Annotated in this window: 17 protein-coding genes; 8 read left to right on the top strand and 9 right to left on the bottom strand. The window is 73.1% G+C overall.

All coding sequences use genetic code 11. The features are described 5' to 3' along the window. Position 1: 1 nt before the first annotated feature. From ruvA to hemE, 6 genes are all read right to left on the bottom strand, one after another. Positions 2 to 643 (bottom strand): Holliday junction branch migration protein RuvA, encoded by a 642-nt coding sequence (gene ruvA / locus GGD88_RS15110; RefSeq protein ID WP_184436925.1) that lies wholly within the window; start codon positions 641 to 643, stop codon positions 2 to 4. Next, the gene (gene ruvC, locus GGD88_RS15105) at positions 640 to 1,143 is read right to left on the bottom strand and encodes a crossover junction endodeoxyribonuclease RuvC (RefSeq protein WP_184436923.1); all 504 of its coding nucleotides are present in this window, start codon (positions 1,141 to 1,143) and stop codon (positions 640 to 642) included. Before ruvC ends, ruvA begins: the two co-directional genes overlap by 4 nt. Positions 1,144 to 1,274: 131 nt before the next feature. Next, positions 1,275 to 2,024 (bottom strand): YebC/PmpR family DNA-binding transcriptional regulator, encoded by a 750-nt coding sequence (locus GGD88_RS15100; RefSeq protein WP_184436921.1) that lies wholly within the window; start codon positions 2,022 to 2,024, stop codon positions 1,275 to 1,277. Between the two features lie 140 nt (positions 2,025 to 2,164). Beyond that, complete coding sequence (gene hemJ, locus GGD88_RS15095; protein WP_184436919.1) at positions 2,165 to 2,623, bottom strand: protoporphyrinogen oxidase HemJ; 459 nt, start codon at positions 2,621 to 2,623, stop codon at positions 2,165 to 2,167. Continuing rightward, on the bottom strand, positions 2,611 to 3,792 hold the full coding sequence (gene hemH, locus GGD88_RS15090) for a ferrochelatase (protein ID WP_184436917.1): 1,182 nt from the start codon (positions 3,790 to 3,792) through the stop codon (positions 2,611 to 2,613). The genes hemJ and hemH overlap by 13 nt, the downstream gene beginning before the upstream one ends. 67 nt (positions 3,793 to 3,859) lie before the next feature. Further along, positions 3,860 to 4,924, bottom strand: a complete 1,065-nt coding sequence (gene hemE / locus GGD88_RS15085; protein WP_184436915.1) for a uroporphyrinogen decarboxylase — start codon at positions 4,922 to 4,924, stop codon at positions 3,860 to 3,862. Between the two features lie 633 nt (positions 4,925 to 5,557). Between hemE and GGD88_RS15080 the strand changes: the two genes are divergently transcribed. The 6 genes from GGD88_RS15080 (at position 5,558) to GGD88_RS15055 (ending at position 10,108) form a co-directional block, all read left to right on the top strand. After that, positions 5,558 to 6,385, top strand: coding sequence for a pyruvate, water dikinase regulatory protein (locus GGD88_RS15080; protein WP_343056389.1), 828 nt, complete (start codon positions 5,558 to 5,560; stop codon positions 6,383 to 6,385). Beyond that, positions 6,382 to 7,026: a Maf family protein gene (locus GGD88_RS15075; protein ID WP_343056388.1), complete on the top strand. Its 645-nt coding sequence runs from the start codon at positions 6,382 to 6,384 to the stop codon at positions 7,024 to 7,026. The genes GGD88_RS15080 and GGD88_RS15075 overlap by 4 nt, the downstream gene beginning before the upstream one ends. An 80-nt stretch (positions 7,027 to 7,106) precedes the next feature. Continuing rightward, on the top strand, positions 7,107 to 7,952 hold the full coding sequence (locus GGD88_RS15070; RefSeq protein WP_184436961.1) for a shikimate dehydrogenase: 846 nt from the start codon (positions 7,107 to 7,109) through the stop codon (positions 7,950 to 7,952). Further along, entirely contained in the window at positions 7,945 to 8,631 is a 687-nt protein-coding gene (gene coaE, locus GGD88_RS15065) for a dephospho-CoA kinase (protein ID WP_184436911.1), read from the top strand. Before GGD88_RS15070 ends, coaE begins: the two co-directional genes overlap by 8 nt. After that, positions 8,628 to 9,326 (top strand): DNA polymerase III subunit epsilon, encoded by a 699-nt coding sequence (gene dnaQ, locus GGD88_RS15060; RefSeq protein WP_184436909.1) that lies wholly within the window; start codon positions 8,628 to 8,630, stop codon positions 9,324 to 9,326. Before coaE ends, dnaQ begins: the two co-directional genes overlap by 4 nt. After that, the gene (locus tag GGD88_RS15055) at positions 9,323 to 10,108 is read left to right on the top strand and encodes a TlyA family rRNA (cytidine-2'-O)-methyltransferase (protein WP_184436907.1); all 786 of its coding nucleotides are present in this window, start codon (positions 9,323 to 9,325) and stop codon (positions 10,106 to 10,108) included. The genes dnaQ and GGD88_RS15055 overlap by 4 nt, the downstream gene beginning before the upstream one ends. Here GGD88_RS15055 and GGD88_RS15050 read toward each other — a convergent pair whose 3' ends face one another. The 3 genes from GGD88_RS15050 to GGD88_RS15040 form a co-directional block, all read right to left on the bottom strand. Next, the gene (locus tag GGD88_RS15050; protein ID WP_184436906.1) at positions 10,109 to 10,594 is read right to left on the bottom strand and encodes a low molecular weight protein-tyrosine-phosphatase; all 486 of its coding nucleotides are present in this window, start codon (positions 10,592 to 10,594) and stop codon (positions 10,109 to 10,111) included. It abuts the gene before it with no gap. A gap of 80 nt (positions 10,595 to 10,674) precedes the next feature. After that, positions 10,675 to 12,714, bottom strand: a complete 2,040-nt coding sequence (locus GGD88_RS15045) for a tetratricopeptide repeat-containing sulfotransferase family protein (RefSeq protein WP_184436904.1) — start codon at positions 12,712 to 12,714, stop codon at positions 10,675 to 10,677. An 87-nt stretch (positions 12,715 to 12,801) separates the two neighbouring features. Continuing rightward, positions 12,802 to 13,428 carry a thiamine phosphate synthase gene (locus GGD88_RS15040; RefSeq protein ID WP_184436902.1) on the bottom strand — a complete coding sequence of 209 codons (627 nt, stop codon included), beginning with the start codon at positions 13,426 to 13,428 and terminating at the stop codon, positions 12,802 to 12,804. Positions 13,429 to 13,470: 42 nt separating this feature from the next. Here GGD88_RS15040 and GGD88_RS15035 point away from each other — a divergent pair, with 42 nt between their 5' ends. Together GGD88_RS15035 and GGD88_RS15030 are read left to right on the top strand one after the other, a co-directional pair. After that, positions 13,471 to 14,184, top strand: coding sequence for a YggS family pyridoxal phosphate-dependent enzyme (locus tag GGD88_RS15035; protein WP_184436900.1), 714 nt, complete (start codon positions 13,471 to 13,473; stop codon positions 14,182 to 14,184). A gap of 38 nt (positions 14,185 to 14,222) precedes the next feature. Continuing rightward, positions 14,223 to 14,567 carry a hypothetical protein gene (locus GGD88_RS15030; protein WP_184436898.1) on the top strand — a complete coding sequence of 115 codons (345 nt, stop codon included), beginning with the start codon at positions 14,223 to 14,225 and terminating at the stop codon, positions 14,565 to 14,567. The last annotated feature ends 145 nt before the right edge of the window (positions 14,568 to 14,712 follow it).

The following is a 14,712-nucleotide window of genomic DNA, read 5'->3' as shown; positions in this document are numbered from 1 at the left end:
CCTATGCGCTCCGCTGTCCCAGCGCCCGCAGCGCCTGAGCCAGCACGGTTTCGACGCTGGTGGTCTCGCCCAGACCGGCCGCGGTCTCGGTGGCCGCCGCCCAGGCCTCGGCGCGGCCGTAGCCCAGATTGACCAGCGCGGAGGTGGCGTCCTCGATCACGCCGCCGTCGCCAGCGGCCGGCGAAGCGGCACCGCCGTCCACGGCAACCCCCGGCGGCCGCGCCACCGGCGGCGCGCCCAGGGCCGCCGCCTTGTCCTTCAGTTCCGACACGATCCGCCCGGCCAGCTTCGGCCCCACCCCGGCGGCGCGGGTCAGGGCGGTCTTGTCCTGCGCCGCCAGCACGCCCCCCAGCCGGTCCGCCGGGACCACGGTCAGGATCGCCAGCGCCACCCGGGCCCCGACCCCCTGCACGGTGCCGAGCAGGCGGAAGGCGTCACGCTCCAGGGCGTCGGTAAAGCCGTAGAGGTGGATGTGATCCTCGCGCACATGGGTTTCGATCACCAGGTCGGCCGCCCCGCCCGGCGCCGGCAGCGCGGCCAGCGTGCGGCCGGAGCAGAACACCAGGTAGCCGACCCCGTGCACGTCCAGCACCGCCGCGTCCTCGGCCACGCTGTGCACCACACCGCGCAGAAAGGCGATCATCGCGCCGCCGCCCCGGCCACCAGGGCCGCAAGGCCGGCGCGCCGATGGGCATGGCAGATGGCCACCGCCAGCGCGTCCGCCGCATCCGGCCGGTCCGGGGTACAGCCCGGCAGCAGCATGCGCACCATCAGGTCGATCTGTCCCTTTTCGGCGTGGCCGCGCCCGACCACCGCCTTCTTGACCGCGTTCGGCGTGTACTCCGCCACCGGCAGGCCGCAGCGGGCCGGCGCCAGCATCACGACGCCCCGCGCCTGGCCCAGCTTGAGGGTACTCAACGGGTTGCGGTTGACGAAGGTTTCTTCCACCGCGGCCTCGGCCGGCTCGTAACGGTCGATGATCGCCATCACGCCGTCATGGAGCTGGGCCAGCCGCACCGCCAGATCGGCGTCGTCGTCGCTGGTCACCACGCCGTCGGCCACGTGCGACAGCCGGTTGCCGTCAGCCGTCAGCACGCCCCAGCCGGTGACCCGCAGACCCGGATCCAGCCCCAGGATGCGCATGCGGTTTCCTTCACGAGAGCGGCGTCATTGCAGGCCCCGCCGGCGTCGCGGCGCGAAACGGACCGGACCGTCTCCCCATCGCCAGCCGGCGAACCGCCGTCGGGCCGGCCTGCGCAGGCGGACGCGACGGGTCAGGCACTCAGCTTCTGCAACACGTCGTCGGCGATCTCGTAGTTCGCCGCCACCCGCTGCACATCGTCATTGTCGTCCAGCACGTCGAGGAACTTGAGCAGCGTCTGCGCCGTCGCCTCGTCCACCGGCACGGTGCTGTTGGGGCGCCAGTCCAGGCGCGCCGTCTCGGGCTCGCCCCGGGCGGCGGTCAGGGCCTCGCGCACCGCGTTCAGGTCGTCCGGCTGGCAATAGATGTCGTGGCCGCTGTCGTCGCTGACCACGTCGTCGGCGCCGGCCTCGATGGCGGCTTCCAGCATCGCGTCGGCGTCACCCGCCTCGGCCGGGTAGCGGATCAGCCCGACGCGCTCGAAGTTGAACGCCACCGAGTTGGTCTCGCCCATGGTGCCGCCGTGCTTGTTGAAGGCGGCGCGGACCTCGGCGGCCGTGCGGTTGCGGTTGTCGGACAGGCACTCGACGATCACCGCCACCTGGCCGGGGCCGTAGCCCTCGTAGCGCAACTCCTCCAGGTCGGCGCCGTCGCTGCTCGCCGTCGCGCGGGCCATCGCCCGCTCGATGTTGTCCTTGGGCATCGACGCCTGCTTGGCGGCGGCGATGGCGGCCCGCAGGCGCGGGTTGGCGTCGGGGTCGGGCGAGCCGACCTTGCAGGACACGGTGATCTCGCGCGCCAGCTTGGTGAACAGCTTGGCCCGCTTCGCGTCCTGACCGCCCTTGCGGTACATGATGTTCTTGAACTGGGAATGACCGGCCATGGTCGTCTCGGATCCCTGCTGTCGGTCGCGGTGTGCGGTGAGGTTCTCCCCGCTTACACCAGATGGCGCGCCGATGCCAGAGTCGGGACCCGAAGGATGCGGGGCGGACCGCGCCGGCGGACCGCCCCCGAAGCCTGTCCTCAGAACGGCTTGATGACCACCAGCGGCACGATGATCAGCAGCAGCACCGTGGGGACCTCGTTCCACACCCGGTAGAAGGTGTGGCTGTGGGTGTTCTGGTCGGCGGCGAAGTCCTTGCGCCAGCGGGCATACAGGCCGTGACAGGCGAGCATGCCCACGACCAGCAGAAGCTTGACGTGCATCCAGCCCATGGTGAGCCAGTCGCCCCACAGCAGCAGGCCCGTGATCACCACGATGATCAGCGACGGGTTCATGATGCCCTTGAGCAGGCGCCGCTCCATGACCTTGAAGCGCTCCGACGTCGCCGAACCGGCCTCTTCCATGGCGTGATAGACGTACAGACGGGGCAGGTAGAACAGCCCGGCCATCCAGGTAATGACGCTGAGAATGTGCACAACGTGCACCCACTCGTAATAGCTATCCAGGCCAAGAAGCCGCAGGAAGTTCAGGTATTCCATCCGCCGTTTCCTTTTCCCGTTTTCCCGTTTTCCCGGTGCGCCCCTTCATCTGCCCGCTTACTATCTCTGTTTCTTATATCCGTTTCTTCTGATTGCACGTGCGGACACATCGTCCATTTCGCGTCGCAGACCCGGCTGCCCACCTGCGAGCACAGGCGGCCCTTCGCCGGTCCGGCCTCGATCAGGCAGCCGTCGCCGCTCTCCGGGCGCACCGCCCGGGTCACCAGATCGGCCAGGCCGTCGATGAAGGCGGCGTCGGCCTGCACGGTCGGCACCCGCACATAGGCGGGCACGCCGCGCGCCTCCGCCAACTCGCCGTATTCGATATCCAGTTCGACCAGCGTTTCCGAGTGTTCGGAGACGAAGGCCAGCGGCACCACCACCGCCGGCACCTTGTCGTGGCCGGCGCGTTCGATCTCGGAATCGGTGTCGGGGCCGATCCACTCCAGCGGCCCCACGCGGCTCTGGTAGCAGACCACCCAGTCGAGGTCCGGCACCCCCATCGCCGCAACGATGGCGGCGGCGGTCATCTCCACCTGACTCTGGTAGGGATCGCCCTTCTCGATGCTGATCTTGGGCAGCCCGTGGGCCGAGAACAGCACCCGCGGCCGGCCGTGGGCGCGCGCCTTCTCGACCCCCTCGCGGGTCAGCCGGGCCATGGCGGCGACGAAGCCGGCCTGGGTCGGGTAACAGCAGATGGTGTGGGTCTCGGCGGTCAGGCCCCGCTTCTCCGCCGTCCGCACCCACGTGGTGAGCGAGGATCCGCTGGTCGAGCCCGAGTACTGCGGGTAGAGCGGCAACAGGATGACGGTGTCCGGCTTGAACGCCTTGACCCGGTCCACCGCCGCGCGGGTCATCGGATGCCAATAGCGCATCGCTAGGAACACGCCCACCGCGTCGGCCACCCCGCGTGCCTCCAGCGCGGCCGTCAGCGCCGTGGCCTGGGCCTCGGTCTGCGGCACCAGCGGCGACTTGCCGCCGATCTGCTCGTAGATGGCGCGGGCGATCGGCGCCCGCCGCGACGAGATCAGCTTGGCCAGCACCCAGCGCACCGGCGCCGGTGCGCCGATGATCGCCGGGTCGTTGAACAGGTTGAACAGGAAGGGTTTGACCGAGTCCAGGCTGTCCGGCCCACCCAGGTTGAACAGTACGACCGCCAGTCGGCTCATGACATCTCCAGACCCTCGCCATCCCGCCGCCGCACCGGACCGGCCGCGGCCGCGGGCCGCGTGAGGCTTACGCGGGCCGCGGGGCGTTGCGAATGCGCTCCATCATCCGGGCGACGGAGTCCGGCGGCGTCTGCGGGACGATGCCGTGCCCCAGGTTGAAGATGTGGGGGCGCCGGCCGCACAGCGTGGACAGCACGTGATCGGTGGCGGCGTCCAAGGCCGGGCCGCCGGCCACCAGATGGATGGGATCCAGGTTGCCCTGGGTCACGGCCAGCGGCTGCACGGCCTCGGCCGCCCAGGCGCAGGGCACGCTGGTGTCCAGGCTCACCCCGGTCACCCCGGTCTCACGCACGAAGGTGGGATACAGCACCCCGGCCCCGCGCGGAAAGCCGATGACGGGTACGCCCGGGCGCTCGGTCTGGATCCGTCGGGTCAGGCGGCCGATGGGCTCCACCACCCAGCGCATGAACTCGGCCTCGGGCAGCGCCCCGGCCCAGGTGTCGAAGATCTGCACCGCCTCGGCGCCGGCGTCGATCTGGGCGATCAGGTAGTCGCCGGTGGCCTGCACCAGGGTGTCGATCAGGCGGCCGAACAGGTCGGGGCGGCCGTAGGCCCAGGTCTTGGTGGTGGCGAAGTCCTTCGAGCCGCCCCCCTCGATCATGTAGGTGGCGACCGTCCAGGGCGCCCCGGCGAAGCCGATCAGGGCCGTCGTCTCCGGGATCGCCTTGGCCAGGCCGCTGACCGTCTCCAGCACCGGACGCATGTGATCGAGCACGCGCCCGACGTCCAGCTTCGCCAGGTCGGCCTCATCCTTCAGGGCATCCAGCACCGGCCCCTCACCGGCCCTGAAGGCCACGTCCTGACCCAGGGCATGCGGCACCACCAGGATGTCGGAAAACAGGATCGCGGCATCGAACCGGTAGCGGCGCAACGGCTGCAACGTCACCTCGATGGCGAAGTCCGGCGTATAGCAAAGGTCGAGGAACCCGCCCGCCGTCTCCCGCGTCGCGCGATACTCGGGCAGGTAGCGGCCCGCCTGCCGCATCAGCCATACGGGCGGCGGCCACACCGCCTCCCCCGCCAGGGTACGCAGGAACGGTTTTTCGGACGAGGCAACGCGGGGGTCTGACACGGGCGGACTCCGGATGGCAGCAAGGCGGGACAGACAGGTCGGGCCGACGCCGGCGGCACGGCACGCCGGCGCGGGGCCCCTCCTTCTAAACAGTCAGGACTATAAAGAAAAGGGATGGAGGGGTTGTTGGGCGGGGGCGAGACGGGGATCCCCGGCTGTCCACAGCGCCATCCGCAACCGGCACGGCCGCGGCGGCGACCGCGCCGGCCCTGGGGACGACGCGCGGGACGACTCCGCGACCGGACTCCGAGTCGGTGCCCGCCGGCCGCCGGACTCGCCGGCCTCCGCCCTGATCCTGTGGATCCTGGGGATAACTGACGCCGGTGCGGATCCGATCCCCGGGATCCGGATGGCGGGGATAACCCCGTCCCCATGGGGATATCCGAAGGGGTGACCGCGGCACCGAAGGGGAGTAAAAAGCGGGGGCCTGTGATCCGACCCCGGTTATCCCCGCTGTCCCGTGCGCCCTGCACAGGGATGTCCCCAGCCAACCCCGTCGGTTCGGCGTCGGCCGGTTGCGCCGACGGGCCGCGGTGCCTTGAGCCCGCCCCAATGCCGGCGTTCCATCCGTTGCCCGGGCCGCGCCGCGGCGCGACCGGGTCCCTCCCGCCCCTTCGCCTAAAGGGTGCCGCCGTGACCGAGCATCATCTTCACCTCGTGTCCGACGCCACCGGCGAGACGGTCAGCAGCGCCGTGCGCGCCTGTCTGGTGCAGTTCGATTCGATTCCGCGCGTCCATCAGCACCTGTGGTGGCTGGTGCGCACGCCGGGCCAGATCCGGCGCCTGCTGGAGGGCATCGAGAACAATCCTGGGGTTGTGCTGTTCACCCTGGTTGATCCAGAGGTGCGGGCCGTGCTGGAGGACGCCTGTCGCGAGCTGGGCGTGCCCTGCGTCTCGGTGCTTGATCCGGTCATGGACACCCTCAAGCACTACTTCCAGGCCGAGTTCCGCACCGATCCCGGGCGCCAGCACACCCTCGATGACGCCTATTTCCGGCGCATCGACGCCATCCACTACACCCTCGCGCACGACGACGGGCAGCTCCTGGATGGGTTGCAGGATGCGGATGTGATCGTCCTGGGGGTGTCGCGAACGTCCAAGACGCCGACCTGCATGTACCTGGCCAACAAGGGCTACAAGGCGGTCAACATCCCGCTGGTGCCGGGCATTCCGGTGCCGGATCCGGTGCTGGAGTTGACGGGCGGCCAGCCGCTGGTGATCGGCCTGACGCGTGAGCCCAAGAGTCTGTCCGACCTGCGCCGCAACCGCCTGCGGGTGATGCACGAGCCGGTCGACAGCGACTACGCCAACGAGGAACTGGTGCGAGGCGAGGTGGCCCGGGCGCGCCGGCTGTTCGCGCGGCGCGGCTGGCCGGTGATCGACGTCACCCGCAAGTCGATCGAGGAGGTGGCGGCCGCCATCATCCAGCGCATCCAGCGCAACAAGGGGGTGTTCTGGTGACGGCGGTCCCCCTGGCCGGATCGGGCGACGCCCCGCCGCTGGTGCTGGCGTCCGGCAGCGCCACCCGCCGCAGTCTGCTGGAGGCCGCCGGGGTGCCGCTGGCCGCGATCGAGACCCCGGCGGTGGACGAGGCGGCGGTGCGCGAGTCCCTGCGGGCGGACGGGGCCGACGCGGCCCGCGCCGCCGAGACCCTGGCGGAGCTGAAGGCGATGCGGGTCGCCCGCCGCCATCCCGGCGCGCTGGTGCTGGGGGCGGACCAGATTCTGGAGACGGGGGACAGGGGACCGAGCGACTGGCTGGAAAAACCCGCCGACCGGGCGGCCGCCGAGGCCCAGTTGCGCCACCTGCGCGGCACCACCCACCGCCTGGTCAGCGTTGCCGTGCTGGTGCGCGACGGCACGCGGATCTGGCATGCCGCCGACACCGCCCGCCTGACCATGCGGCCCTTTTCGGACGCGTTCCTGGCGTGCTACCTGGACGCCATGGGCGACGCGGTGTCGCACAGCGTGGGCGGCTACCAGCTTGAGGGCCTGGGAGCGCACCTGTTCGCGCGCGTCACCGGCGACGTCTTCACCATCCTGGGTCTGCCGCTGCTGCCCTTGCTGGAGATGCTGCGCGCCCACGGTGTGGTGCGCGCCTGAGTGACCGAATGCCGGTGACCGCCATCGTCATGACTGAAGCCAACGACAACGCCCCGCTGCTGCGTCCCGACAGCCTGCCACTGCCCAGCGGGGCGGCGCGGGTCGCCGGTGTGATCGGCTGGCCGGTGGCGCATTCGCGGTCGCCGCGCCTGCACGGCTACTGGCTGCGTGAACACGGCATCGACGGCCTCTACGTGCCGCTGGCGGTCGCCCCCGAGACGGCCGAGCAGGCGCTGCGGGCGCTGCCCGCGCTGGGGTTCGCGGGGGCCAACGTGACCGTACCCCACAAGGAACTGGCGCTGCGCGTCTGCGACAGCCTGACCGAGCGTGCCCGCCGCGCCGGCAGCGTCAATACGCTGGTGGTCGAGGACGGCGGCCTGCGCGGCGACACCACCGACGGCTTCGGCTTTCTGGAGAATCTGCGCCACGGCGTGCCGGACTGGCGGGCCGAGGCCGGCCCGGCGGTCGTGCTGGGCGCGGGCGGGTCGGCGCGGGCGGTGTGCGCGGCGCTGCTGGAGGCCGGCGCGCCGGAGATCCGGTTGCTCAATCGCACGCCGGCGCGCGCCGAGGCCCTGGCCGCGGCCCTGGGGGGGCCGATCACGGTGGCGCCCCTGGTCGAGGCGGCCCGGGCGCTGGAGGGGGCGGCCCTGCTGGCCAATACCACCACCCTGGGCATGCAGGGCCAGCCGGCGCTGGACCTCGACCTCGCCGCCCTGGCGCCCGAGGCGGTGGTGACCGATCTGGTCTACGTCCCGCTGGAGACGCCGCTGCTGGCGGCGGCGCGGGCGCGCGGTCACCGGGTGGTGGACGGCCTGGGCATGCTGCTGCACCAGGCCCGGCCCGGCTTCGCGGCCTGGTTCGGGGTCGAGCCGGCGGTGACCGACGACCTGCGCCGGGCGGTCCTGGATGGCCGCGGCGATGACTGACGCGCGGGGCGGGCAGGCCACGCGGGCCACCGACCGGCGCCGGCCGCGGCGCGGCACCCGGCTGGGCGGGCGGCGCCTCACGGTGCTGGGCCTGACCGGCTCCATCGGCATGGGCAAGAGCACCGCGGTGCGCATGATGCGCCGCCTGAATGTGCCGTGCCACGACGCCGATGCGGTGGTGCACCGGCTGCTCGGCCCCGGCGGGGCGGCGGTGGCGGCGGTGGCGGCCGCCTTCCCCGGGGTGGTGCGGGGCGGGGCCGTGGACCGGGCCGCGCTGGGCGCGCGGGTGTTCGGCGACACTGCGGCCCTGAAGCGGCTGGAGGCGATCCTGCATCCGCGCGTGCGCGCCGCCGAACACCGGTTTTTGATGCGCCAGGCCCTGGCGCGGCGACGGCTGGTGGTGCTGGACGTGCCGCTGCTGTTCGAGACCGGCGGCGAGCGCCGCTGCGACCGGGTGCTGCTGGTGACCGCGCCGCGCTTCCTGCAGGCGCAACGGGTGCTGCGCCGCCCCGGCATGACCCCGGAGCGGCTCACCCAGGTGCGGGCGCGCCAGATGCCCGAGCCGGAGAAGCGGCGCCGCGCCGATGTCGTCGTCAACACCGGCCTCGGCATGGCACCGGCCTATCGGCGGGTGCGCCGGCTGGTGCGCGACCTGCGAACCGAGAGGACCGCGCCATGACCCGCGAGGTGGTGCTGGACACCGAGACCACCGGCATGAACCCGCTCCAGGGCGACCGCATCGTCGAGATCGGCGCGCTGGAGCTGCTCAACCACATGCCGACCGGGCGGACCTATCACGTCTATCTCAACCCCGACCGGGACATGCCGGACGGGGCCTTCCGGGTGCACGGCCTCAGCGCCGAATTCCTGGCCGACAAGCCGCGCTTCCACGACATCGCCGACGAGTTCCTGGCGTTCGTGGCCGAGGCCACGCTGGTGATTCACAACGCCGACTTCGACATGGGATTCCTCAACGCCGAACTGGGGCGGATCGGGCGCGACCCGCTACCCATGGAGCGGGCCGTGGACACGGTGCGGATGGCCCGGCGCAAGTATCCCGGCGCGCCGGCCAGCCTGGACGCCCTGTGCCGGCGCTTCGGCATCGACAATGCCCACCGCACCTTGCATGGCGCCCTGCTGGACAGCGAGCTGCTGGCCGAGGTCTATCTCCAGCTCATCGGCGGGCGCGAACCGGGCTTCCGGCTGGTGGGCGACGCCGGCGGCGCGGGGGCGGCGGACGACGCCGGGGCGGTTCCGGTCGCGCGGCCCGATCGCGCGCCGCGCCCGCATGCCGCGACGGCGGCCGAGTTGGAGGCGCACGCGGCGTTTCTGGCGCGCCTGAAGGACCCGATCTGGACCCGGGGCGAGGCGTGACGTCGCGGCCGGGCGGGCACGGCCGGGCGGCAGAGCGGCCGCGTCTCGACCAGCTTCTGGTAGACCGGGGCCTGGTGGAGACCCGGGCGCGCGCCCAGGCGCTGGTGATGGCCGGGCTGGTCTATGCCGACACCCGCCGCCTCGACAAGCCGGGCCAGCGCGTGGCGGCGGATCTGCCCCTGACCCTCAAGGGCCAGGATCACCCCTGGGTGTCGCGCGGCGGCCTCAAGCTGGTGCAGGGGCTCGATCACTTCGGGCTCGATCCGGCGGGGGCGGTGTGCCTGGACGTCGGCGCCTCCACCGGCGGCTTCACCGACGTGCTGCTGAGTCGGGGGGCGGCGCGGGTCTATGCCGTCGATGTCGGCTACGGCCAGCTCGCCCACAGGCTGCGCACCGACGACCGGGTGGTGGTGCGGGAGCGCACCAACGCCCGCCACCTGACGGCCGACCACGTCCCCGAGCCGGTCGATCTGGTCGTCTGCGACGCCAGCTTCATCGGCCTGCGTACCGTGCTGCCGGCGGCGCTGGCGCGGGTGCGGCCGGGTGGGGCGCTTGTCGCGCTGATCAAGCCGCAGTTCGAGGTCGGCCGCGAGCGGGTCGGCAAGGGCGGCGTGGTGCGCGACCCCGCGCTGCACGCCGAGGTCTGCGAGACCATCCGGGCCTGGCTGGCGGGGCTGCCGGGCTGGACGGTGCTGGGCCTCACCGACAGCCCGATCACCGGGCCGGAGGGCAACGCCGAGTTCCTGATCGGCGGGCGCCGGGCCATGTCCGACTCGCCCTGACTACGCCGGCTCCAGGCCCGGGCGCAGGTGGTCGAGCAGGCCGTCGGCGGCGTCTTCCAGCATGTCCAGGACGCGCTCGAAGCCGTCGCCGCCGCCGTAGTACGGATCGGGCACGTCGCGCGGCCCGCCGGGTCGGCGGGCGAAGTCGCTCATCATCACCACGCGGGCCTGGGCCGCGGCGTCCGGCGCCAGCGCCCGCAGACGGCTGTGGTGTCCCTGGTCCATCGCCACCAGCAGGTCGAAGCGGGCGAAGTCGGCGGCGCTGACCCGGCGCGCCATTTGTCCGTCGAGACTGTAGCCGCGGCGCTGGGCGGCGCGGGCGGCGCGCGGGTCGGGCGGCTCGCCGACGTGGAATCCGGTGGTGCCGGCCGAATCGATGACGATCCGGGCGTCCAGCCCGGCGGCGGCCACCTTGTGCCGGAAAATGCCCTCGGCGGTGGGCGAGCGGCAGATGTTGCCGGTGCAGACGAACAGGACGGCGACCATGGGCGGTCCTTTCTCGGAACGGGAACCGGCCGCACCATACGCACCGACCGGCCGGCGGAAAAGGCCCCGCGGATCCGGGCTCAGACCGGCCGATCGAGGAGCCCGGCCGGCTCCAGCACCGCCCGCAGCGGTGCCAGCTGGTCGGCGTAGCGGCGCCAGCGCCCGACCGAGGCGGTGAACACCGGCTGGCGCACCTGCCACTTGCTGGCGGTGTAGACGGCCCGGTCGGTCTCGTGGAACCGCAGCACGGCGTCGTCCCAGGGCAGCCCCAGGAAGCCGATCAGGCGCCGCCCCTCGCCCTCCAGGTCGTGGACCAGGGTCTCGTAGTCCACCGTCAGCATCTCCAGCGGCAGTACGGCGCGCCAATGCGCCATCAGGCGGTCGTGCTGGATCATCGCCTGCCCGATGGTCTCCAGGCCGTTGGCGTAGGGGATGCCGTCGGAGAAGTTCTGCTGGAACAGCGACAGCCCGGTGTCGAGCGGATCGCGCCGGCAGACGATCACCCGGGCCTGCGGAAACAGCAGGGCGATCAACCCCAGCCGCATGGCGTTGTCCGGCAGCTTGTCGCTGATCCGGAGGGCGTCGGAGGTGCCGGCGCGGTGGGCGGCCGCGTCGAGCGCCGCCAGCACGTCCGCCGCCGCCGCCGCCACGGGGTCGCGCGCGGCCGGCGGGTCGAGGTCGGCCAGGCAGTCCGGATACGGGGCGGCGGTGCCCAGGCGGGCGGGCAGGTCGCCTTGCACCCTCGGGAGCGTGCCCAGCTCGCCGGCCCCGACCACCGCCGGATGGCTGGCGATCATCTGTTCGATCAGGGAGGTGCCGGAGCGCGGCAGGCCGACGATGAACACCGGCCGCGTGCTGTCGGACCCGAGTCCGGCCAGGGCCGCGATCCGGGCCGGGGTGAAGACGGCGATCGAGCGGTCGACCAGGGTTGCGCGGTCCGGGATGTCGTCCGGGCGGCCCTGGCGTTGCAGGGCGTTGGCCTCGGTGAAGGCCGCGAAGGTCTCGGCCGGGTCGGCGCCGGCGTCGTCCAGGGCCTTGCCGAGCGCGAACAGGGCCTCGATCCGGGTGGTGCGCGGCGCGCGCTCCGCCTGGGCGGCGGCGCGCAGCGTGTCAAGAACCGGGTCGCCGGCGGCGATGCGGCCCGACTTCACCAGCCCGCGCAGGGCCAGGACGTTGCCGGGCTCGCGCTCCAGGGCGGCGTGATAGGCCGCGCGGGCGGCCTCGAACCGGCCCTGGCGCTGGCGCGCGTCGCCCAGGGTGAGGTGGACGCCGACGTGATCGGGCGCCCGGCGCAGCAGGTCGTCCAGCACCGTCTCGGCCTCGTCGGCGCGCTGATCGGCGAGCAGGGTTCCGGCAAGATTGAGGTCAAGGAATATTCTATCTCTTGGCGTGTGGGCGGTTTTCACCGCCGCGCGCAGCACCGTGACGGCCTCCGCCCGGCGGTCGAGCGCCGACAGCGCCATCGCCAGGTCGTTGGCCGCTCCGGTGTCGGCCGGGGCGGCGGCCACGGCGGCGCGCAGCGGCGCGACGGCCTCGCCCGCCCGGCCGGCGCGCAGCAGCGCCCGCCCCAGCAGCGCCAGGGCGGCCCCGTCGTGCGGCGCGCAATCGAGCGCCGCCCGGGCCTCGGCCTCGGCGGCGGCGAGCGCGCCGGTCTCGACCAGGGCCTTGCCGTGGGCCACCCGGACCCGGGCGACACGGGGCGCCGCTCGTGCCACCTCGGCCAGCACGGTCAGCGCCGCGTCGCGGCGGCCCAGGTGCCACAGGGCGCTGGCGGCGTTGAGGGCGTGATCGGGCACGCTGGGTTCGACGGCGGCGGCGCGGTGGAACAGCCGGGCGGCGTCCTCCAGGTGCCCGGCGCGGGCGGCAACGATGCCCAGCCCGCCCAGCGCCGCCGCGCAGCGGTCGTCGCGCGCCAGCGCCTGACGGAACAGCGGCTCGGCGGCGCGCGGGTCGCCCTGGGCCAGATGGCGGTGACCCTCGGCCGCCAGCCGGCGCGGATCGGCACCGCCCGGACGATCGGGCCGGCCCGCACCAACGGCCGGCTGAGCCCCCGGCACGAGGTGCGACAGCGTGCCGGCGGCAGGGCGTTTCGGCGCGGCGGTCTTGCGGCTCTTGCTCATCGTCTCCCCGGGGCTGGCGGCGGGCGGCGGATCGGTCGGCTCGGCGGCATCATAGACGCCCGCCGGCGTGGGACCAAAGGGTTGGCGTTAGGTCCCGAGCCCCGACACCGCCGCCAGCCCGGCCGCCGTGCCGGGCGGCAGACGGCGGGCGCGGGCACCGGTGACGCCGCCCAGGGCCACCACCGGCAGACCGGCGCGCCGGCTGAGCGCGGCGAAGCGTAGCGGCCCCAGGGGGACGGCGCCGGGATGGCTGGCGGTGGCGAACACCGGCGACAGCACCGCCATGTCGGCGCCCAGCGCCCGCGCCCGCGCCAGCGCCCGGGCGCCGTGACAGGCCACGCTGAGCCGGCGGCCGCGCCGCGCCCAGGCCAGGGCCGGCGCCGCCACGGCGTGGCGGGCCAGCCCCTCGGGCAGGTGCAGGCCGTCGGCGTCGACCGCCGCCGCCAGCCGCGCGTCCGCGGCGACCAGAAACACCACGCCGGCGCGCCGGGTCAGGTGCCGCAGCCGCCGCCCCTGGGCGCGGGCCGGGGATCGGTCCAGCCCGTAGGGGCGCCAGATCAGGCCACCCCCCCGCCCCAGGCGGGCCAGCAGCGGCGCCGGGTCGGGCAGCCGGACCGGATCGCTCACCAGCCACAGCCGGGGCAGCGCGCGGCCCCGGCGGTCGCGGGCCGCTTCCAGGCGGTGGGCCGCGTCTGCTAGGCTGGGCGCCCTCATCGCTCGTCATCCCGCCGTCCCACCCTCACCGTGCCGCTGTCCATGACGCCTCCCGCCGCCGTCTCCGCGCCCCTGCCCGACATCGCCGCCAATCTGGCCGCGGTCAAGGACCGTATCGCCGCCGCCGCCCGCGAGGCCGGCCGCGCGCCCGAGGCCGTCACCCTGGTGGCGGTCGCCAAGACCCACGGTGCCGACCGGGCCGAGGCGGCCCTGGCCGCCGGGCACCGGGTGTTCGGCGAGAACCGGGTGCAGGAGGCCCAGGCCAAGTGGCCGGCGCTGCGCGCCCGCTATCCGGATCTGGAGCTGCATCTGGTCGGGGCGCTGCAATCCAACAAGGCGGCCGAGGCGGTGGCCCTGTTCGATGTCATCGAGAGCGTCGACCGGCCCAAGCTGGCCGCCGCGCTGGCGAAGGAGATGGACCGCCAGGGACGGCGGCCGGCCTGTCTGGTGCAGATCAACACCGGCGAGGAGCCGCAGAAGGCCGGCAGTCCCCCGGCCGAGGCCGAGGCCTTCATCGCCCACTGCCGCGACACCCTGGGCTTGCCGGTCACCGGGGTGATGTGCATCCCGCCGGCGGACGAGGAGCCGGCCCCTCATTTCGCCCTGCTGCGCGGGATCGCCGCGCGCGCCGGGCTGCCCGTGGTCTCGATGGGGATGAGCGGCGACTACGAGACCGCCGTGCATCTGGGCGCCACCCATGTGCGCGTCGGCACCGCCGTGTTCGGCGCCCGCCCCAAGCCGCCGCCAACCACCTGATCCGTCCCGCCACCCGCCCACCATCCGGATGCGCCGCCATGCCGCCCAAGGCCAACCCGCTGAAACTGAACAAGCTCCAGCTCAAGACCCTGACGCTGTTGCAGGCCCTGGCCGAGGATCCGGCCACCGCCACCACCGATCCGGAGACGGGGATGGTGCAGATCGGCCGGTTGCCGCATCCGCATGGGGATCATTTTCACATCGGCCGCTATGTGGTGATGAAGGCCGACGCCAGCGGTCTCGACAACACCGGGGTGTGGATGGCGCTGATGCGCAAGGGTCTGGCGCAGCCGTCGCCGAGCGGTCAGGTCAGCGTCACGCCGGAGGGCCTCGCCTACGAGACCGGCCTGCGCGACGCCATCCTGCACGGCACGGACCATTAGCGCCGATCGCTCGAAACCGGACCGCATCTGCGGTTCCGATTTCGAACCTGAATCGGCTCTAGCAGGCTGCGGAAAAAGGCTTCCGTTTGGGGCTGTGGGATGATTCGCTATGCCATCGGGTTTGGGAGGATGGCATGCGCGGCAC

The organism is Roseospira goensis, assembly GCF_014197795.1.
GTDB lineage: Bacteria > Pseudomonadota > Alphaproteobacteria > Rhodospirillales > Rhodospirillaceae > Rhodospira > Rhodospira goensis.
This window is presented reverse-complemented; position numbering and strand designations above follow the sequence as displayed.